The sequence below is a fragment of the Paenibacillus sp. USHLN196 genome, from assembly GCF_037144955.1.
Taxonomy (GTDB): domain Bacteria; phylum Bacillota; class Bacilli; order Paenibacillales; family Paenibacillaceae; genus Paenibacillus; species Paenibacillus xylanexedens_C.
The window spans coordinates 208,558-226,683 of sequence record NZ_JBBCYH010000009.1 but is presented as its reverse complement, the minus strand read 5'-3'; the positions used below and the strand labels follow the sequence as shown (position 1 = coordinate 226,683).

Genomic DNA, 18,126 nt, shown 5'->3' with positions numbered 1-18,126 from the left:
GGGTCCAAGCGGTTTATTAGATCAAGAATGCTTTAGAGATGATGACCAACAAGATGAAAAGAACCAGAATCGCGCCAGTCGATGTCCATGCGCCGCCGTATCCACCTACTACTCCACTCATGTAAACCCCTCCTTTGATTTGAGGTACAGTTCACTATATGCACCGATCCGATATGGGACCGGGCTCAGATTGAAAATGGGCTGTTCTTTTTCCACAGATTATTCTCGCATTGCGCATATATACAGGATTAGTTCTTAAGTCTGTCCGCTATGTTCGAATACGTTGAGGTCATGAATAAACCTCACAGTTATAAATGTAAAATGAGTGTACTATTGCTCAATATTGATACCAATACGGTATATTATTAGAAGCATACATGTTAAATTCATACAAATTACCTTTTTGGTAATTATGAATACTGAAATCTTTATTAATGTTATTATTTTACTAATAACGTAGAAAGGAGTTGCTATGCCCACTCTTGGTGAACGCATGAAGTACTTACGGGAATTAATGGGGTTATCGCAGAAAGAATTATCACTATTAACCGATCTTACTGTAGTCCAATTGTCCGGGTATGAAACCAATCACAGGAAACCTGACCCGGATGCTTTGGGTCGCCTGGTGAATGTTTTGGGAACAGCCGCTGATTACCTTATCGGACTTACCAAAATCCCTTTTTCTGATGTCTCCCCAGATCTGGATGAACACGTTCATTTTTATCTACAACATCCTGTACATGGAGCCTTCTTCAGAGAGTATCTCCATGCTCCGGATCAGCTTCAGAATGAAACCAGGCAGTTTTTTTAATTTATTAGCGAGCAATTACGAACACCTAACATCTAAACTTGATTATCCCAAACGAGATGATGACCTTAGAAAAAATCCCAACCGATGGGAAGCACATTAGGAGAACTTAAACATAATGAAGAAGCTTATTACGATTTTGGCTCTAGCGGCATTGCTTAGTGCTTGTGGAAATGCAGAAACTAACAAAACAGCAGACACCTCAACCTCGGAAGTAAACAATACAACAGAGACTGTATCAGCTGAAGCAAAAGCTACGAAATACACTACATATAGTGGAGAAGGATTTTCTTTTGCCTATCCTGAATCCTGGAAAAGCGTAGATACCAGTCAAATGAATGCTCCATCCATTAAAGCTGCTTTTTCAGACCAATCTTCATCAGTCACATTTGCAGATAATATGAATCTGACGATTGAGGCCAGCTCAACCGGTTCAATCAATCCTGAAGAATACGCCAATAATATATTTGATTATTACACACAAAACGGTTCAAGCATCGGCATTTCCGATTATACAAAAACCAGCTACACGAACAAGCCTTATAAAGAATATAGCGCTGGTGTCTTGGAAGGAGCCTATAAGCATTCCTCGGGTACAGATGTTATCCTTGTGCAGTATCTGATTCCGACCAATACAGAACTCTATACCATGACGTTAACCTACACCAAGGATACTTATAATCAGGATGAGATCAAAGATATTCTTGATTCCCTAAGCATTACTGCTTCTCTGGAGCAAACAGCACCAACTGCAACGACTGGAAATTCATCTGCCACAGCATCAGTTGCCGATTTCTTTAATGAGTTAACTCCGTACATTACGGAAGATACAGCCTTTATGGAGCAGGCTTCCTATGATTTCTTTGGCAAGCATAGCGATGTATTCCCTGCCAGCACAGCAGAACTCCGCAAAAAGGCAAAGGATCTCGTTGACAACAATGTAACGACCCGTCATCTGAATAAAAATGTAGCTAACTATTATGATCAATTCGTGCAAGTCAGCGGTGAAGTCATTTCAGTTGAGGAAGATAACTCTCTCGGGGCAACCTTCTCTATCGTTCATGTCATGGATGAGAACGGAAACGATATTATAGCGTTATATCCTGCAACGACCGGAGATTTGCTTGATGGTGATTATGCCACGGTTATCGGTGCTCCAATTACCAACTTCTCTTTTGAAAATGTTGGTGGTGGTTACACCAACGCCACTTTGATTGGAGCCTCATTGGTAGTTGCAGAATAATTGATGATAAATGTGTGTACACAAAGGACCAGCTTATGAACGCTAAGCTGGTCTTTTTTGTCTTTCAGTTTATAAATGTCAGAAATTCACGTTAACTACACATATACACAATCTAAGCTTTAATTAATAACTTATAACATACACTCATAACATACTGAATAACCGAATATACGGATGTTTACACTAAACCATTAATTCGGATGCGCCTGGAGCGATGTCAGTTTGTCCTGAACCGATTGTAACTTCTGTACGCTTGAGGCATCGGGTCTATCACGACGGTCGTCAATCTTGACGGATGTAGAGACACGCTGAGCTCCTGACAGAAACGGCGCTTCATGCAGAGCCGCTATTGCTGTAAAAATCTCGTTAAGCGGGCCCTCAATAATGGTACTCATGGAAGTTAACTGATATGTAATGCCCCGTTGATGTTCCAATACCTTCTGCATATCTGCCACATAACTGCTCAGACTGGTCGTGGCCGTTCCAATTGGAATGACAGTCACTTCTGCTATTGCCATTGTGCTACGCCTCCTCTGGGCCCCGTGAACAACCGCTGCCGCTTATTTTAGTCGATTTTTGACTGTTTTTATTCTACCAGTTCAATACGTCATAATTCAAACTGACGTGAAGACGTCATTGGAATTGCCCAAAAATTTTTTTTGATAAATCTTCAAATCTTCCAGTCCTTTTCCTTTGCGGATTCTCGGCTTAAATGGTATACTCGGAATTACGTTTTACTGTATCGGCCCACTTTACAAACACAATATGTTGGGTTACAGTATGTTGACAGCTACAAAATGTAGTAACACTGGATTTCTCCGCTTCTATTAGTCACCTTCTGCAATCTCGTGAAAAACAGGATGAAATCACCTTCAAAGGCACGTCCCTGTAGGTGTAAATCGCTTTCTCGAAACAGAGTTGACATGGAGGTTAACGGGGCTGTTTGGACTGCATCCGGTATCCTCAAAACCACAGGTATATCTGCAATAGACAAAAGCTTACATAAGCACCCTTTTCTGTCGATATTCTGAATGCTAAGACAGTGAGGAAGCCAGAGCATCCATGGGCATTTTCAGCCGCGAGGCGGGAGAATGCTTTTTATATGAGCATGTTCTGCGTTGTGCTGCTTTGTGCTCCTCAAGTTGAGCGATTTAAGACAGACCTGTCACCGCCGTTTCAGTCCGCAATACGCAACCTATATCTTTTTCTCACCGTAAGAAGACACTCAATTCTTTATATAAAGAATTTCTCCAATTTATCTCTTAAACATGCGAAAGCGAGGAATATTCATGCCACAAGTTGTGACCAAGCCGAACAATCGCCAGCTTGCCTTTGATGATATGCGCATCTCGGTATATGCCGACCGTATTCTGGAAGGACTGGATATGCTGGACAAGGAACGTCTGGTACGTGGGGTAAACAGCAAGCTCCGCCGTGATGAAGTTACCGGAGACGAGATCAGCAACGCTTTTATGATGAGCGCACTGGAACTGGTAACCAAAGAGGAGCCTAACTGGAAATTTGCAGCGGCACGCTCCCTGCTCACTTCCCTGTACAAAAAAGCGGCTACCAACCGCAGATACAAGTCTTACCCGGACGAGCCTTATGGCGCATTCCATCCTCTTCTTGTAGATCTCGTGAAGAAAGGCATCTACCGCGAAGAATTGCTGGAATGTTACACCAAAGAACAGATCGACGAACTTGCTGAGTGCATTGACTACCGCAACGATCTGCTCTTCGATTACATCGGCTTGCTCACACTGGCAGAACGTTACCTTGCTCACGATTTTGACGGAAAAGTAATGGAGTTGCCACAAGAGCGTTACATGGTTATCGCGATGTACCTGATGCATCAGGAGCCTGCTGAGAAACGTATGGATCTCGTCAAGGAAGCTTACTGGGCAATGAGCAACATGTATATGACAGCAGCTACACCTACGATGTCCAACGCTGGCAAAAAAGTGGCTGGACAACTCTCCAGTTGCTTCATTGATACGGTTGACGACTCACTTGAAGGTATCTTCGATTCCAATACCGATGTAGCGCGTCTGAGCAAAATGGGCGGCGGCATCGGCGTGTACCTTGGTAAAGTCAGAGCACGTGGATCGGATATCCGTGGTCACAAAAACACAAGTTCCGGTGTAATCCCTTGGATTCGCCAACTAAATAATACAGCGGTCAGCGTAGACCAACTCGGTACACGTAAAGGTGCTATTGCCGTATATCTGGACGTCTTCCACAAAGACATTCTGGCGTTCCTCGATCTGAAGCTGAACAACGGTGACGAGCGGATGCGTGCGCATGACGTATTCCACGGAATCTGTCTGCCTGACTTGTTCATGGAGCGGGTATCCAGCCGCGGTGAATGGAGCTTGTTCTGCCCGCACGAAACGAAGAAAGTGATGGGTTGGAAAGACGAGAATGGTCGTGCACTCGGACTGGAAGATTTCTACGATGAGTCCTTTGGCGAAGGTGCGTTCCGTGATAAATACGAAGAAGCGGTCAACCACCCGCTGTTGTCCCGTATCACAGTTCAGGCGATTGACATTATGAAACGTGTGATGAAATCCCAGCTGGAAACAGGTACGCCGTACATGTTCTACCGGGATACCGTTAACCGTGCGAACCCGAACCGTGCACACGGTATGGTTTACTCTTCCAACCTTTGTACCGAGATTATGCAGAACCAATCTGCCACTGTGGTAGAAAAGGAAGAACTCGTAACCAAAGATGGACAGACTCGCATCGTGATTTCTAAAGTGCCTGGCGACTTCGTTGTCTGCAACCTGAACTCCATTCACTTGGCACGTGCCGTGCCTCACAATGTACTGGAGCGTCTGGTACCGATTCAGGTACGTATGCTGGACAATGTTATCGACATTAACAATATTGAAGTGCTGCAAGCCCAATACACCAACAGCCAATATCGTGCAGTCGGTCTGGGAACGTTCGGACTTCATCACCTGCTTGCCCTCGAGGGTATTCGTTGGGAGTCCGATGAAGCGGTAACGTATAACGATAATCTGTACGAAAAAATTAACTATCTGCTCGTGAAAGCCAGCATGGAGCTGTCCAAAGAAAAAGGACATTATCCGAAATTCAAAGGTTCCGATTGGGAAAGTGGGCACTACTTCGACCAACGCGAATACACGTCAGGTGAGCGCGTAGGCGAGTTCGTAACAACCGAACAATGGAAAGAACTTCAAGCTGAAGTACGGCAAAACGGTGTACGTAATGCCTGGTTGTTCGCCATTGCGCCTAACGGTTCCACATCCATCATTGCCGGTTCAACAGCCAGCATTGATCCGCTCTATGAGCTGTTGTCTTATGAAGAGAAAACCACATACAAGATTGCTAATCCGGCACCGGATCTGTCCGAAAAAACGATCTGGTATTACAAAACGGCATTCATGGTCGATCAACATGCTTCCATCAATATGGCTGCTGCCCGTCAGCGCCACGTCGATCAGGGACAGAGCTTCAACCTGTATGTTCGTCCGGATATCAAAGCAACGGAATTCCTGGAACTGCACTTGCATGCCTGGAGAGCCGGCATGAAGTCGACTTATTATGTCCGTAGCCGGGCATTAACCATTGAAGAATGTGATTCTTGCGCAAGCTAAGTTTTGACCGTAATAGAGAAGATTGACGAGATCCACGATGACCACCAGGGCATCCTGTTTTGATTGCAAAATGGCGTTGCCCTGGTTCTTTTTTGCCTAAAACACGATCACAGCATCGCAAGATGTTGATATAGATGATTTTCCAAAGTTCTGTCGGCAGAACATTATGAAATTTCAAGGAGTGAACGGACTATGCAAGTACAGAAAATTTTCAACACCGAAGCCCCTAACCAATCGACCCGTATTATTGAAGGTGAATGCTCCGGTATCCTGAACTGGAACGACATTCGCATGCCTCATATGTACAAGTTGTACAAAGTATTGCTGCTCAACCACTGGATCGCAGACGAAATTCCAATGTCCAAAGATGCTTCCCAGTTTGCCCAATTGGACGAGGAAGAACAACGTACGTTTAAAATCAACATCTCTCTGCTCGCGGTACTTGATTCCATGCAGACGATGTTTGTCGGTGACGTAAAACGTTACTTTACCGATTCTTCACTCGAAGCGATCTCGGCCATTATCGGACAACAGGAAGTCGTTCATAACCAATCGTACTCCTACGTCCTGTCTTCGATCGTATCTGATCGGGAGCAAAAGGAAATTTTTGAATACTGGAAAAATGATCCGGTCCTGCTTGACCGTAACCGTTTCATCGCAGACATCTACCAAACTTTCCGGGACGAGCCGTCTCCACAGACGTTCTTCCAAGCTATGGTAGCCGATCTGGTACTCGAAGGTATCTTCTTCTATAGTACGTTTGCCTTCTTCTATAATCTGGCCCGTGACCAGAAAATGATGGCAACCAGCCAGATGATCTCTTATATCCAGCGCGATGAAAACCAACACTGTTACTTCTTTGCTGAAGTGTACAAACAGCTGCTGGTAGACTTCCCTGAACTGAACACACCTGAGAACATGGACTACGTATACAAAACAATCCATCGTGCTGTTGAGCTCGAAACTAACTGGGCACACTACACGCTCAGCAACGTACGCGGCATTGACCTGAACGAGTTGGAAGACTACATTAAGTACATCGCCAACAAACGTCTGCGTCTGATGGGTATGGAAAAAGCATATGAAGGTGTGGACGTAAACTGCATGCCTTGGATTAAACCATTCTCCGATGAAGCGTTGAATGCAACCAAAACAGACTTCTTCGAAGCCAAATCCCGTAACTACGGTAAAGTCGGCGACGATAACGGATTTGACGATTTGTAAAACCCTACAGATTCAGTATTTCCGATATAAATAAATACAAAATAAAACACTCCCTTCGATGGAACGCCTTCATGGCTATCTGCATGCGGGAGTGTTTTTTTGTCTCTTAACCTTGTAAGATAGTTTGGAAGAGATTCGCATCCCTCCTACGGAAGTGAGGCCTATTCATGGAAAAAGAACTGCTGGAACAACTCAACTTATGGCATGAGCAGGACCAATTCAGTCTCATAATTGAACGTATTGAAAGTATCCCTGCCTCAGAGCGGGATTATGATCTGATCGGCCACCTTGCCAGAGCCTATAACAATGACGCACGCTACCGTGAAGCTATTCAACATTTATTGTCTGTCCAAGAGCGAGGAGCAGACGACCCACTCTGGCAATACCGCTTGGGTTACGCATACTGTCACATAGCAAGCTATGAACATGCACTACTCGCTTTTGAAAGAGCTGACGAACTCCTGCCCCATGATGAATCTACGCTTGAATTCCTTCGCCAGATTCGTCCCAGAGCAGAGAAGATGCGGCTGGATCGCCAACGTCATGAAGAGAATCTTGCAGCATTGGAGCAGAGTGGTACACAGAATCATCTAAGAGCCGCATCAGGGACTTACGCTCCAGCAACGTTCTGGGTACAAAGCGAGTATGCGCAGGAAAATCATGTCTCGGAACCTTTTGACGAAGAACAAATTCTGTCTATTGAGAAGGAATTGGGCTACAAGCTACCCGCTTCCTATATTCAACTGATGAATACCCAAAACGGCGGTATCCCCGCACTCACGGTAATCCCAACCCAAGAAGCGACTTCCTGGGCTGAGGATCACATTGCCATTTCAAGCCTGATGGGGATCGGACACGATAAAATATACGCGCTCGGTGGTGAATTGGGAAGCCGGTTCATGATTGAAGATTGGGGATATCCGGATCTGGGGATTGTGATCTGTGATTGTCCATCCGCTGGTCATGATGTCGTCATGCTGGATTATCGATTCTGTGGTCCTGAAGGTGAGCCCTGTGTTGTTCATGTGGATCAGGAAAATGATTATGAAATTACATATCTTGCGCCAAATTTTGAAGCTTTCATCCGTGGATTGGTCGATGAGGATACGTATGACCTGTCTGATGAAGAGGATGAGGACTAAACCCAGGAGGGTCGGACCGTATGACAACCCGTATATATTTTGGTTCCAATCAACTCGGTGACGTGGCCGCAGCTTCATTGCAAGATGCGCTGAATGAGTTCGATCTGGGAACCCTTGAAGATTATCGTCGAACAGAAAAGGGAGTTATGGGCCAGACACTGCTCATTCGTTCTTCTCACGGAGAGTACATTCTGAAAGGTAACCCTTTATACCCCGGACAGCTAGAGGAAGAAAAATTTTTCGTAGAACAACTGGGGAAACATACCTCCACGCCCGTCCCTGCCCCCTATTTATTACATGAAGATACCGATCTTCTGGGCTGGAGTTATGCTATGATGCCACGCCTGCCAGGCAATCACCTATATGATCCATCATTCCAGGCTACGCTAACACAGCAAGATCAGGAAGAGATCGCCTGCATGTTTGCTCATACTTTGGCTGAACTGCACCGCTGGAAGGTGCCTGATGCGGGAGAATATGATCCTGTAGCGAAGCAGATTGTTTCTTTTGCAGGTAATTATCTGGACTGGTTGTACGGAACCATTCGGCACTGGTTACATGATGCTGAGAAGTACTCGGTGATTACGGATGAAGATGTTCAGTGGGTGGACGAACAATTCAAGAATGCGGAACCGGCGTTCGAGTCCATGACCGTTCCCGGGTTTGTCATGGGAGACTTCAAGGTCGAGAATGTTTTGGTCCAAAAAATGGATTCCCCTTCTGCAGACTGGCAGATTAGTGGTCTGTTTGATTTTACAACCTCCTATTTCGGAGATGGTACAGCTGATTTAAGCAAAATGTCCACCAGATATGTTCATGAGGGTCAACCAGAGCTCGCCGCACAGTTCCTTCGCTGTTACCGGGATCTGGTCTGCACAGCGGATGTGGAAAAATACGAACAATTCCGTTCACGTCTGAGTGTACATCTGCTCTATCAACGTGTCTTGTGGTGGGGTGAAGCCAAAGCCACAGGACAAGTGACATGGTCCGAGGAATTACCTTTTGCCCAGTGGGCGGAGCAGGACATCGCAACGATTCTCGCATTGCTGGATTAAGAGGTTCGGATGTGTCGACTCAATATATCCGGGCGCACGCTTAAAGCCGCCAAAGATCAATCATGATCTCTGGCGGCTTTTGTCATACCACAATATATTCAGTCAACGACGGAATCTCACGTGACTTAAGCTTGTGCGACCGATGCCTCCTGATGTTTCTGCAAAAACTCCAACATCCGGCGGTATACGAGAATCTCATTTGCCTTTCTGGAGAATCCGTGGCCCTCATCGTCCAGAACGATATATTCCACATCAAGTCCCTTCGACTGGAGCGCAGCCACAATCTGATCAGATTCAGCCTTTACTACCCTTGGATCATTCGCCCCTTGAATAACCAGCATCGGATTCACCATCTGATCCAGATATGTGATTGGTGAATCCTTCGTCAACCGTTCGCGGTCACGGACCGGATCCCCCAGCCAGTTATCCATCATCGGCTTCCAGTCTTCCGGCACAGAATCCAGGAACGTGAACAGGTTGCATGGCCCAAAAATATCAACCGCAGCCCGGAACAGCTCCGGATGGCGTCCTGCCAGCAACAGGGTCATATATCCTCCATAACTTCCACCTACCACAAACAAGCGCTCTGGGGAGGTAATTCCCTGTTCAAACAGCCAGTGGATCCCGGCAACACAGTCCAGCCTTGGGCCTTCACCCCAATCCCGCTCAAACATCTTGACGAATTCGGCTCCATATCCGGTACTGCCCCGGAAATTCGGTGCAAAGATATGATAGCCCTGAGCAAGCATCATCTGGAACATCGGCCGGAAAAACTTCGCTTCCGAGGCTTGCGGCCCGCCATGCGGCCAAAATACGGTGTAGCCATTGGCCTGCTCCGGTTTTGCTTTGAACAAAAGAGCTTCGATCTCCAGTCCGTCGTAGGAGTTATACCGAATAACGTCAGGGTACACGAGATCACTTGGGTCCAGTCCGGTTACCCGATTGGCAGTCAGCGGCTCCCAGGACTCGACACCTGCCATTTTGCGATAAATGTTATGCGGCTGAATTGCTCCACGTCCCAAAATATACACATTGCCAGCCTTGGTAACGGTCACCTGCTCGACCGTATCCAGCGGCATGTCTACGCGCCGAGGCTGATCCGCATTTTTGTATAGTGCATACATGCGATTCTCTGGCCCTGTAAGTGTCCAGTAGTATAAAGTCTCAGAAGCCTGGTGCCAGCGGATAATCTCCACATCTTCCCCTTCGATTCTGCACAATGGACGGAACTCACGGGTATCGATACGGTACTCAGCCACATAGGAATATGCCGAGTCATCATTCGTAATCAGCAGAAGGCGATTATCATCTGCAAAAAGTACATATGGAACCTGACTCTGCCGATCTGAATCGGGCACAATTAATTCGGACTCACCATTCCGATACAGATAGGCCTTCTGGTAGGTATTCGAATATACTTTCAAGATAACATAGGCCTGTTCATCCGCGCTTACAGCAACCAGCTGGCTGGTAGCCTCTTCTCCCTGATGCAGAAGCTCATCCTCTCCCGTCTCCAGATTAAGTCGGCGTGAATTGAGATAGTTCGGGTTACCTGCGCTGGTTATATAATACAATCGCTCTCCATCTTCCGATAAGTGGGCGTAATAACAACGATCATCCCGCTCAGCCTTCACAACGGGCAGTGGAACGCCGCCTTCCGGTTTGAGTGCATACAGATGATAGTTCTCATCACCATCCTGATCAAACGCGGTAAGAAGATGACGCCCTTGCGGGTCTGCTTTGATAAATTGACTGCTCTGATTCAAGTACGTTAAAGGATACGGGTACCCTCCGGGCAAATCCATCGCCCAAATATTCGGCTGACCGTTCAGATTGCTGTCCATGAACAAACGTTTTTCGTCAGCTGATACGGCAAAATGCGAAATCCGATACGTCTGAAAATATTGCTCAACATCCGGTTTGGGGAACTGAATCATGACAAACCTCCTTGGATTGAACCAATGAATTTAACATTGGTAAATTAAGGTACCCTTTGTCCATACTATAGGTAGTTCCAATGGTTAGACAATAGATATGTAAGATTTATTTTCCAATTTGTCTGTAAATTTGCATATCATCAGTTATGTTCATCCGGCGTATACACGGTCTCGCCGCCCCTTTTATGCATAATGATGCGGAGTAATCGTTACCCAGATTCAGGGGTTGCAATACATAATGCTGTCCTGCCCGTTCCAGCAACTGTTCATGGTTCCGTAAGGCTTGTACCGTATTTAAGTTCCTCCACTGCCCACATATAGACTGACCCGCTGCCTTAATCCAAGCCTCCTTGCCTGTTAGGACTTCCCACAGCAGGCAGGAAGAATCATATTCGGAACACCTGGCTTCCCTGACATAATCCTGCTCCTCTTCCGTCAGGAATCGTTGGATAACGGCTTGCTCTCGCAACAGCGGACGTATCCATTCCACGTCTATTCCAAGCTCGCAGTTACTGGATGTAACCGCCAGTACACACAGCCCGTTCGTGTGCGAAAGGCTGAACTGTGGACCTCCCTCAAGATAAGGCTTTCCAGCGTCCCCGTATTCAAATAGAATATCCCGGGCATACAGCTGCGTGTAATGTGCCAGCACGCTTCTAAGGAAAAGCCTTGAAATCATCCAGCAACATGCCTTTAGCTTGGAGGTTTTGCTGATTTTGGCAATACGTTCACGTTCCTCTAAAGTCAGTGTATCGGAATCCATGGCAAATGCTGATTGCAGTTGATTCTCCCTTAGTGGCAAGGCTTGTGTCCAGATATGGACCTCCGGTTTCTCTTTGATTGACGTGAGCGCATCATTTTCTTGTTCTCTCATGAATAGAAGGCTGCTGATTGTTGCAGTTCTGGAATCCATAAGTCCATAAGCCCTCCTTTTCGCGTAGGCATGTATGCTATCGTATAACAACCATCCGCAAACGGGCTGACGTTGCTATATTCCTCAGGCCACTCCATATCTCTTCTTCTGTCAATTCGAGTGCATATGCGCCGAGCTGTATATAATCCAGTCCGATCACATCATATTCCGAGACGTTCATACATCGCTGTTTTAACACATCCATATCTGCATAGTATTTGCTTAACCACTTCATCCGTGCATCGTTCAAGTTAAATAGGGGTAGCGTTCCTTCCTGAATACGATCGCAAGCTTCCTCAACCCGGGCATACAAAGAAACGGGATCAGCTGAATATGCACAAGTGTTCGAAAATGAAAATTCCTTGCGATAATAGTGGTCCCATTCTGCGCCCTTATGTAGCAGGCCTGACTCTCTGCAACCGAAAAGAAAATCAGAGGTTGCACCCAACAAGGCTTCAATGGCGATCATACAAGCGATCTGCTCCTTCAACTGCATTCCGTTGTCAGCACGGAACCCATACCTTACAAGCGGCAAAGGCATTCCAGCTTCAATCTCCCGATATTGCTTATCGGTATCCTCGCTCACATCGTGGAGTGTAAGTTCTGGCAGGTAGGAAGCATCTGGTGGTTCCATCGCAGGGAATTGTCCCAGTATATTCGCAATGTCCTCCGCCTCAACCGGACCAGCCACAGCTACTGCCATTCTCCCTGTGACATAGCGAGTGTTGTAGGCATCACTCAGTTCATCAGGTGTTATTCGATATAGGCTGTCCGGTGTACCTGCAACATCCATCGCGATGGGGTGATTGTTACCATACATCATCTGGGTTAACTGCTGTAAGGCTAGCCACGAGGGCTGATCTGCATACATCGACAGTTCCTGATGAATGGCGGCCCGCTCCTGCTCCATATGTGTCGGAGTGAAATAGGGAGCCGCCAGCATGCCAGTGAACAACTCCAGACTTCGTTTCAACTCACCTGTGCAAGCCAGCTGATAGGTCGTTACATCGTAACGTGTCAATGCGGATGTCGAAGCTCCCAGCGTATGGAATAGCGGCTTGAGAGGTTGTCTATCCGGATTGTAGAACATCATATGCTCCAGAAAATGTGCTCTTCCAGGCAGGGCCGCATCATGAATTGAGCCATAGGACACGGACCACGATACAAAAGTATGGTGAAAATGAGGTTCAGGGAAAATGTGAACCGACAAACCATTGGACAAGCGCCTGCGGACAGGAGCGATATTAACAATCCTATTCATGAGTCACCTCCTGTACTGGTGCGGAATATTCACTCTCAGGATACAAGATCCAGGTGATCGCCTTTTTCATGCCAGAGGCTACCACGGCTACATGTTCTGCAGTAACACCGGATATGGCATCCAGGAATTGCGGAGTGGTCATCTGCACTTGATTGAGCAACCGATCGATATGAAGATTGACTACCTGCTCAGGCAGATCGTAACCCACCTGCACATAATGCATCACATTCTGAATGGCTCTATTCAGCTCCACTTCCTGAATGTCTCCGCTGCATATCCTCAGCCATTCAGCATCAATCGCTTCGAGAACCTCTGTCACATAACCACTGCTTGTTCCCGTTGTCACATGAAGCGTTCCCCGATAATCATCCAGCGTGCTGTAGATCTGATACACCCATTGCTTTCGTTCACGAAGCTCGGATTGAAGCCTGGAGGCTGGCGTTGCGCCAAACAGGGAATGCAAAAGAAACAGCGCAGGATAATCCGACGATCCATACGTCACTTCGGTGGTAAAGGTCACATTAATCTTGCATTGTTGAACATCCATCAGTTCAAGCATCATCTCGCCTTCCTCCCGGTGTTCAACAGGCTGATTATTCCCGATCACAGGTGGAGTTACTTCCCCCTTAGCCGTGATAACCGAAGGTAAAAAGGTCTCCATGACTTGGGCTATCATCTCATCCGCCTGGAAATCACCAATCACATGAATATGGAGCGGGCTGCAAAGCATCTCCCGGTACCATTGCTGCAGTTCACCATCACGCACAGAACGTTGCAGGTGCTCCAAGTCATCATCCCTGCTTCGCCCTGCATACCCAAGCCATTCCAGACTGCGCCCCCGCACCACCTTGTCCCATTGGGAAACATCATAGCCAGCATGATGTTCTGCCCAGGCAAGTTCTTCCTGGATCTGCGCTTCATCAAAATCAAATCCACCCTTAAGATTCGATCCAAACAGCAGGTCTGCGAGCAGCTTCAGCACATCCAGCGTTCGTGCCTCTGTTCCGGGCAGCGCCCCCGCGGGAATACGCAACCGGATGGATGCAAGTTGATTCTCCCCCTTCTGCTCCAATTCACATCTTAGATCATCTGCATACATGAACCACAAGTGCTGTTGTAGATCTGTTTTGCCACGCGAATCCTGCCTGAACAGTAGCCGCACAATGACTGCAAACACCGCTGGTGGAATTCTCCCCTGTTCGTTAACAATGCCCAGATGGAAATAACGATTTGCGTATTTGCTTGTTGGCATCACATGGACCGATAGACGATTGTACTGCTCCGTAATGAAAGACTGCATCCTTGCCTCCTCCCTTATCTGACGGTTAACCCAAATTGTAGATCGTACCGCTCGCCATGTTCAGTCCGATCTGACCGAATCCCTCCAGCGGTTTGGAGAACCAGTCCACCCCACCCTCGGCTTCAGCTGAGTGAAGGGCAGGCTCATCCTCTTTCCAGTGAATCACCTGCTGATGATGACGGTCCCAGAATCTCCATAATGCAGGTTGTTTCAGCAGTTGATTGCGAAACGGCTCATATACACGTCCTGCTGACTCCTGAATATCTCCTTCTAATATGAACGGCGGCAAAAAGACAATTTTGGAACGAAAATCTTCAGTCAACGTCATAAAATAGAGGCATACCGGCTTGCGTGTCTTAGCCAAAATACGAAAAATGCCGCTCCTCGTCCGGATTCGTGAACTTAGAAACGGAAGCTCCACTGCACGGTTATCCGTATTGAACCCAGTCTGTCCATCTACAAAAAGGTTGAATGAACCTCCCTTCCGCAAATGAGAATATAATCGTATGCCAATCATCTCATCCTCGGCGTTGAGCAGGTCAGCTCCTGCAAACTGCCGAAGGGTGTTCCACGAGGATAACTTCTGCTCCTGTTCTACAGTGCCTTTTTCAGCCACCAGATAGAAGGGTAATCCAGACTTCATGTGACCTGCGCGAATCTCTTGTCCGATGGTGATCATGTTATGCCTGACGAATCCATAATGCCAGGTCAACAGAGCCCCTCCTTCCTGCAACGTCGTTTGCAGATGTTCAAGTCCCTCAACTTCGTCCCAATCCATAAAGGAGTACGGGCTTTTTTTGTGTTCGTCGATCGTCCGCAAAAAAGCCAGATAATCCATCCAGATCGACTCCGGTGACGACTCCGGCTGAAGAGGCGAAAGTTCTTTAACAATATTCATCAGTGCATAGAGGAATCCAAGTTGAATTCCGTCTGACTTTTCCTTATGCAGCTCCTCTCTGACCTGTTCCCGATGTAGCGTATATAATGTATGAAAATCCTCCATACTCACACCTCCTCCTTTATGCCCTGATTTAGAAATGATCCCACTCCCGATGCCATTCCTTCCCTAGCTGCACTCGCACAGAAAGACGATTCAAACCGACGACGATTCCGGTCGATACCATCCATCATATAGACCAGCATCCGAAGCGCCAGCTCATATTGTCCAGGAATGTGCCGATCTGATTGCACACCCTGTCCTTCAACCATATCTATCCCTTGATAAGATATCGGGACTTCCAGCGCTGCAATCACACAGTCTCGAATATTCTGCCACGTTGGTCCTGCAGCAATTGGAAAATCAACATATGGGAAGCTTCCGGGATCAAGGGAATCCAAGTCAAAAGTTAAATAAGCCGAATCGGCATCATACTTCTGCCTCACCTCGTTCAGAACATGGCTTACCCTCTCGGGTGTCATATGCTCTGCCGATATCTGGATCAAGCCGGGATGGCTGTACATCTGATCTGCTGAGCGAAGACCACGCAGGCCGATCTGTACAACAGCGGCAACCGTACCCTCCTCCAGCAGATGTCTTACAAAATTGGAGTGACTGGTATGCTCCTGATGGATGGCATCGATACCACAATCATGATGGGCATCGAACTGGACCAGAAGCCTTCGACTGCCTCGGGCTTTTGCCATCCATTGAAGTACTGTATGCGTTATGGAATGGTCTCCGCCAATGCAGCACAATAGCGCCTGTTGATCAAGCGCATGGTCCAGTGCGGCGACAAGCCCTTTTTTATAGGGAATAGCTGTATCCGCTCCCACTTCATCCATCAGACAAGTCCCCCAATCCTGCAGGGCTACGTTCTCAAGCAATCGTCTTCCACTTCCAATATCGTACAAGCTCGAATTCCCGGACTCTCGCAACGATGGGTATATGACCTTTTTCCATGATTCTACGCGTAACGCATGCGCGAATCCGGAAACAGAGGAATGTAACATGCTTGTCCCCCCAGAATAGGGGATACCCAAGATCCCCAGTTGAGGAGACCGATGACCGATCAGAGGCTCATACAAAAAAAAAGGCGCTTGCGCGGGTTCCACCCCCGGCAAATCCGGGGGGAGTTGTGGCTCCAGCTCTTTCGCAGGTTCCAGCTCATAAAACTGGCTGAACGTTTCATCAGCAGCAATCCACGCATCTGCAATCCGACGTACCAGATAAGCAGGTTCTGATGTTTTCATGCAAAAACCTCCTGTACGTAGTTAAAGTCAAGTCTGTGTGGAATAGCCCTTATTCGGCAACGTCGCGTCCCCTTCTGCAGCGATATCCTTATCCGCAGATGGTTCAACGTATTCCCGTTTCAGCATTCGCATGAAAGGCAGGAAGAACGACATGCCAACAACATTCATGCCAGCGATAACTCCATAGAAATAGATGACTTCATTGAAGGCTCGAGTCAATCCCCAGCCAAGTGCGATAATAATGAGGAAATATATTGCATTCAGGAGGATGGCCTGATATCCGCGTCCGCTCTGTTCCATCGTCAGCAGGGTTGTCATCATGGGGCCCATGCCAATATAAGAAAGAGCAACGATGGACAGATACCGCGCTGCTTCAGCTCGGGTTGCCACGTCTTCAATCAGGAATGCTGTAAGCGGATCTCGCCAGATCCAGACGGCAATGGCAATGATTGCGTACAGCGCAAAGGATTGCAACAGACCCTGACGATAGCTTGCATAGGCTCTTGGCCGATGTGGGGATTGCAAATTATGATTGATGATAATACCGATAGCGGAGCCAATTACGATTCCCGGCAAGATTGCCATCGTTTGAATTCGATAACCGACGCCAAACCCGGCTACTGCCCCTTCGCCAAAGTGACTGACAATTTTATTAAAAAAAAATGTACTCAGAAAAATCATGCAGTACGAAATGAACACAGGAATACCTACATGCCTGAGGGAAACCAGATGCTTTTGTGCAAAAGCAAAGCGTTCAAACACCATTTCCTTGCGAATAAACAGAATCAGCAGGGAGATGGCCAATGACAGGGTCGAAGTAATCAGGTTGGCGTAGATGATACCCTTCAAATCCAGCCCGAAGATCGACACAAATGTGTACACGAGTGCAATGTTCAGCATCGCCATCCCAACCGAGCTCCATGAAGCAGCCTGTGCCCGGCCCAGTCCTCGTAGCGCCGCGCTGCTCACTGCCGCCAGGACAGCCGGTATGCTCACTGCCATCATGCCCCCTACGTACAGCGTAAACATGGGCCCGATGTCGGCAGGCACGCGGTAAAACCATGAAAGCACTGGGGTGAGCAGCATCACAATTCCCCCGGTCAGAGTGGCAAGCAGCATTGCACTGCCCATCATGTGCAAGAACAATTGGGTAAATGCGCGGGAGCCCCCGGCACGGCTTCGTGCCACTGCTACCTGAACAGAGAGCTGCATCGCTTCGATGATGGCTATCATGACGAATGAGACAGGAATGTACAACGAGAGTACATACAGTACACTTTGACTCGTGTGACCCATGAAAAATACATTGGCCAGTTGCGTAATCACGTTAACCAGAGAAGCGAGAAGCATCGGAACGGCCGTACGAAATAACAAACGATGGATCGAGCCGGCCGTATAATCGATCCCCTGCATGGTGTTCACCTCCACGA

15 protein-coding genes are annotated in these 18,126 nt (G+C 47.4%); 6 read left to right on the top strand and 9 right to left on the bottom strand.

The features are described 5' to 3' along the window. Nucleotides 1–16: 16 nt before the first annotated feature. Complete coding sequence (locus tag WFI24_RS21930; RefSeq protein ID WP_017690880.1) at nt 17–121, bottom strand: hypothetical protein; 105 nt, start codon at nt 119–121, stop codon at nt 17–19. A gap of 351 nt (nt 122–472) precedes the next feature. On the opposite strand from WFI24_RS21930, the gene WFI24_RS21925 reads away from it, so the two are divergent. Both WFI24_RS21925 and WFI24_RS21920 read left to right on the top strand, forming a co-directional pair. After that, complete coding sequence (locus WFI24_RS21925; protein WP_336764210.1) at nt 473–811, top strand: helix-turn-helix domain-containing protein; 339 nt, start codon at nt 473–475, stop codon at nt 809–811. Nucleotides 812–926: 115 nt separating this feature from the next. Continuing rightward, nucleotides 927–2,051 (top strand): PsbP-related protein, encoded by a 1,125-nt coding sequence (locus WFI24_RS21920; RefSeq protein ID WP_336764208.1) that lies wholly within the window; start codon nt 927–929, stop codon nt 2,049–2,051. 191 nt (nt 2,052–2,242) lie between these two features. On the opposite strand, the gene WFI24_RS21915 is transcribed toward WFI24_RS21920, so the two are convergent. Next, nucleotides 2,243–2,569, bottom strand: coding sequence for an MTH1187 family thiamine-binding protein (locus WFI24_RS21915; RefSeq protein WP_336764207.1), 327 nt, complete (start codon nt 2,567–2,569; stop codon nt 2,243–2,245). Between the two features lie 771 nt (nt 2,570–3,340). Here WFI24_RS21915 and WFI24_RS21910 point away from each other — a divergent pair. From WFI24_RS21910 to WFI24_RS21895, 4 genes are all read left to right on the top strand, one after another. Further along, nucleotides 3,341–5,674, top strand: a complete 2,334-nt coding sequence (locus WFI24_RS21910) for a ribonucleoside-diphosphate reductase subunit alpha (RefSeq protein WP_145325586.1) — start codon at nt 3,341–3,343, stop codon at nt 5,672–5,674. A gap of 192 nt (nt 5,675–5,866) precedes the next feature. After that, the gene (locus tag WFI24_RS21905; RefSeq protein WP_145325587.1) at nt 5,867–6,898 is read left to right on the top strand and encodes a ribonucleotide-diphosphate reductase subunit beta; all 1,032 of its coding nucleotides are present in this window, start codon (nt 5,867–5,869) and stop codon (nt 6,896–6,898) included. A gap of 167 nt (nt 6,899–7,065) precedes the next feature. Then, nucleotides 7,066–8,040, top strand: a complete 975-nt coding sequence (locus WFI24_RS21900; RefSeq protein ID WP_336764206.1) for an SMI1/KNR4 family protein — start codon at nt 7,066–7,068, stop codon at nt 8,038–8,040. A 20-nt stretch (nt 8,041–8,060) separates the two neighbouring features. Further along, nucleotides 8,061–9,095, top strand: coding sequence for a phosphotransferase family protein (locus tag WFI24_RS21895; RefSeq protein ID WP_336764205.1), 1,035 nt, complete (start codon nt 8,061–8,063; stop codon nt 9,093–9,095). A 125-nt stretch (nt 9,096–9,220) separates the two neighbouring features. On the opposite strand, the gene WFI24_RS21890 is transcribed toward WFI24_RS21895, so the two are convergent. The 7 genes from WFI24_RS21890 to WFI24_RS21860 all read right to left on the bottom strand — a co-directional run bounded on the left by WFI24_RS21890 (nt 9,221) and on the right by WFI24_RS21860 (nt 18,109). After that, nucleotides 9,221–11,032 (bottom strand): S9 family peptidase, encoded by a 1,812-nt coding sequence (locus tag WFI24_RS21890; protein WP_336764204.1) that lies wholly within the window; start codon nt 11,030–11,032, stop codon nt 9,221–9,223. Between the two features lie 106 nt (nt 11,033–11,138). Further along, a complete protein-coding gene (locus WFI24_RS21885) occupies nt 11,139–11,945 on the bottom strand; it encodes a 4'-phosphopantetheinyl transferase family protein (RefSeq protein ID WP_336764203.1) in 807 nt (268 codons plus the stop codon). A gap of 37 nt (nt 11,946–11,982) precedes the next feature. Continuing rightward, a complete protein-coding gene (locus tag WFI24_RS21880) occupies nt 11,983–13,206 on the bottom strand; it encodes a M16 family metallopeptidase (RefSeq protein WP_336764202.1) in 1,224 nt (407 codons plus the stop codon). Beyond that, nucleotides 13,199–14,506, bottom strand: a complete 1,308-nt coding sequence (locus tag WFI24_RS21875; protein ID WP_336764200.1) for a M16 family metallopeptidase — start codon at nt 14,504–14,506, stop codon at nt 13,199–13,201. The genes WFI24_RS21880 and WFI24_RS21875 overlap by 8 nt, the downstream gene beginning before the upstream one ends. A gap of 25 nt (nt 14,507–14,531) precedes the next feature. Beyond that, nucleotides 14,532–15,509, bottom strand: coding sequence for a hypothetical protein (locus WFI24_RS21870; RefSeq protein ID WP_145325594.1), 978 nt, complete (start codon nt 15,507–15,509; stop codon nt 14,532–14,534). A gap of 2 nt (nt 15,510–15,511) precedes the next feature. Next, nucleotides 15,512–16,696, bottom strand: a complete 1,185-nt coding sequence (locus WFI24_RS21865) for an arginase family protein (RefSeq protein ID WP_336764198.1) — start codon at nt 16,694–16,696, stop codon at nt 15,512–15,514. A gap of 27 nt (nt 16,697–16,723) precedes the next feature. Then, complete coding sequence (locus WFI24_RS21860) at nt 16,724–18,109, bottom strand: MATE family efflux transporter (RefSeq protein ID WP_336764196.1); 1,386 nt, start codon at nt 18,107–18,109, stop codon at nt 16,724–16,726. Nucleotides 18,110–18,126: the final 17 nt, after the last annotated feature.

What these genes read in the sequence shown, in the direction of transcription:
- WFI24_RS21930 (WP_017690880.1), bottom strand. Translation starts at nt 121, where the DNA reads ATGAGTGGAGTAGTAGGTGGATACGGCGGCGCATGGACATCGACTGGC.
- WFI24_RS21925 (WP_336764210.1), top strand. Translation starts at nt 473, where the DNA reads ATGCCCACTCTTGGTGAACGCATGAAGTACTTACGGGAATTAATGGGG.
- WFI24_RS21920 (WP_336764208.1), top strand. Translation starts at nt 927, where the DNA reads ATGAAGAAGCTTATTACGATTTTGGCTCTAGCGGCATTGCTTAGTGCT.
- WFI24_RS21915 (WP_336764207.1), bottom strand. Translation starts at nt 2,569, where the DNA reads ATGGCAATAGCAGAAGTGACTGTCATTCCAATTGGAACGGCCACGACC.
- WFI24_RS21910 (WP_145325586.1), top strand. Translation starts at nt 3,341, where the DNA reads ATGCCACAAGTTGTGACCAAGCCGAACAATCGCCAGCTTGCCTTTGAT.
- WFI24_RS21905 (WP_145325587.1), top strand. Translation starts at nt 5,867, where the DNA reads ATGCAAGTACAGAAAATTTTCAACACCGAAGCCCCTAACCAATCGACC.
- WFI24_RS21900 (WP_336764206.1), top strand. Translation starts at nt 7,066, where the DNA reads ATGGAAAAAGAACTGCTGGAACAACTCAACTTATGGCATGAGCAGGAC.
- WFI24_RS21895 (WP_336764205.1), top strand. Translation starts at nt 8,061, where the DNA reads ATGACAACCCGTATATATTTTGGTTCCAATCAACTCGGTGACGTGGCC.
- WFI24_RS21890 (WP_336764204.1), bottom strand. Translation starts at nt 11,032, where the DNA reads ATGATTCAGTTCCCCAAACCGGATGTTGAGCAATATTTTCAGACGTAT.
- WFI24_RS21885 (WP_336764203.1), bottom strand. Translation starts at nt 11,945, where the DNA reads ATGGATTCCAGAACTGCAACAATCAGCAGCCTTCTATTCATGAGAGAA.
- WFI24_RS21880 (WP_336764202.1), bottom strand. Translation starts at nt 13,206, where the DNA reads ATGAATAGGATTGTTAATATCGCTCCTGTCCGCAGGCGCTTGTCCAAT.
- WFI24_RS21875 (WP_336764200.1), bottom strand. Translation starts at nt 14,506, where the DNA reads ATGCAGTCTTTCATTACGGAGCAGTACAATCGTCTATCGGTCCATGTG.
- WFI24_RS21870 (WP_145325594.1), bottom strand. Translation starts at nt 15,509, where the DNA reads ATGGAGGATTTTCATACATTATATACGCTACATCGGGAACAGGTCAGA.
- WFI24_RS21865 (WP_336764198.1), bottom strand. Translation starts at nt 16,696, where the DNA reads ATGAAAACATCAGAACCTGCTTATCTGGTACGTCGGATTGCAGATGCG.
- WFI24_RS21860 (WP_336764196.1), bottom strand. Translation starts at nt 18,109, where the DNA reads ATGCAGGGGATCGATTATACGGCCGGCTCGATCCATCGTTTGTTATTT.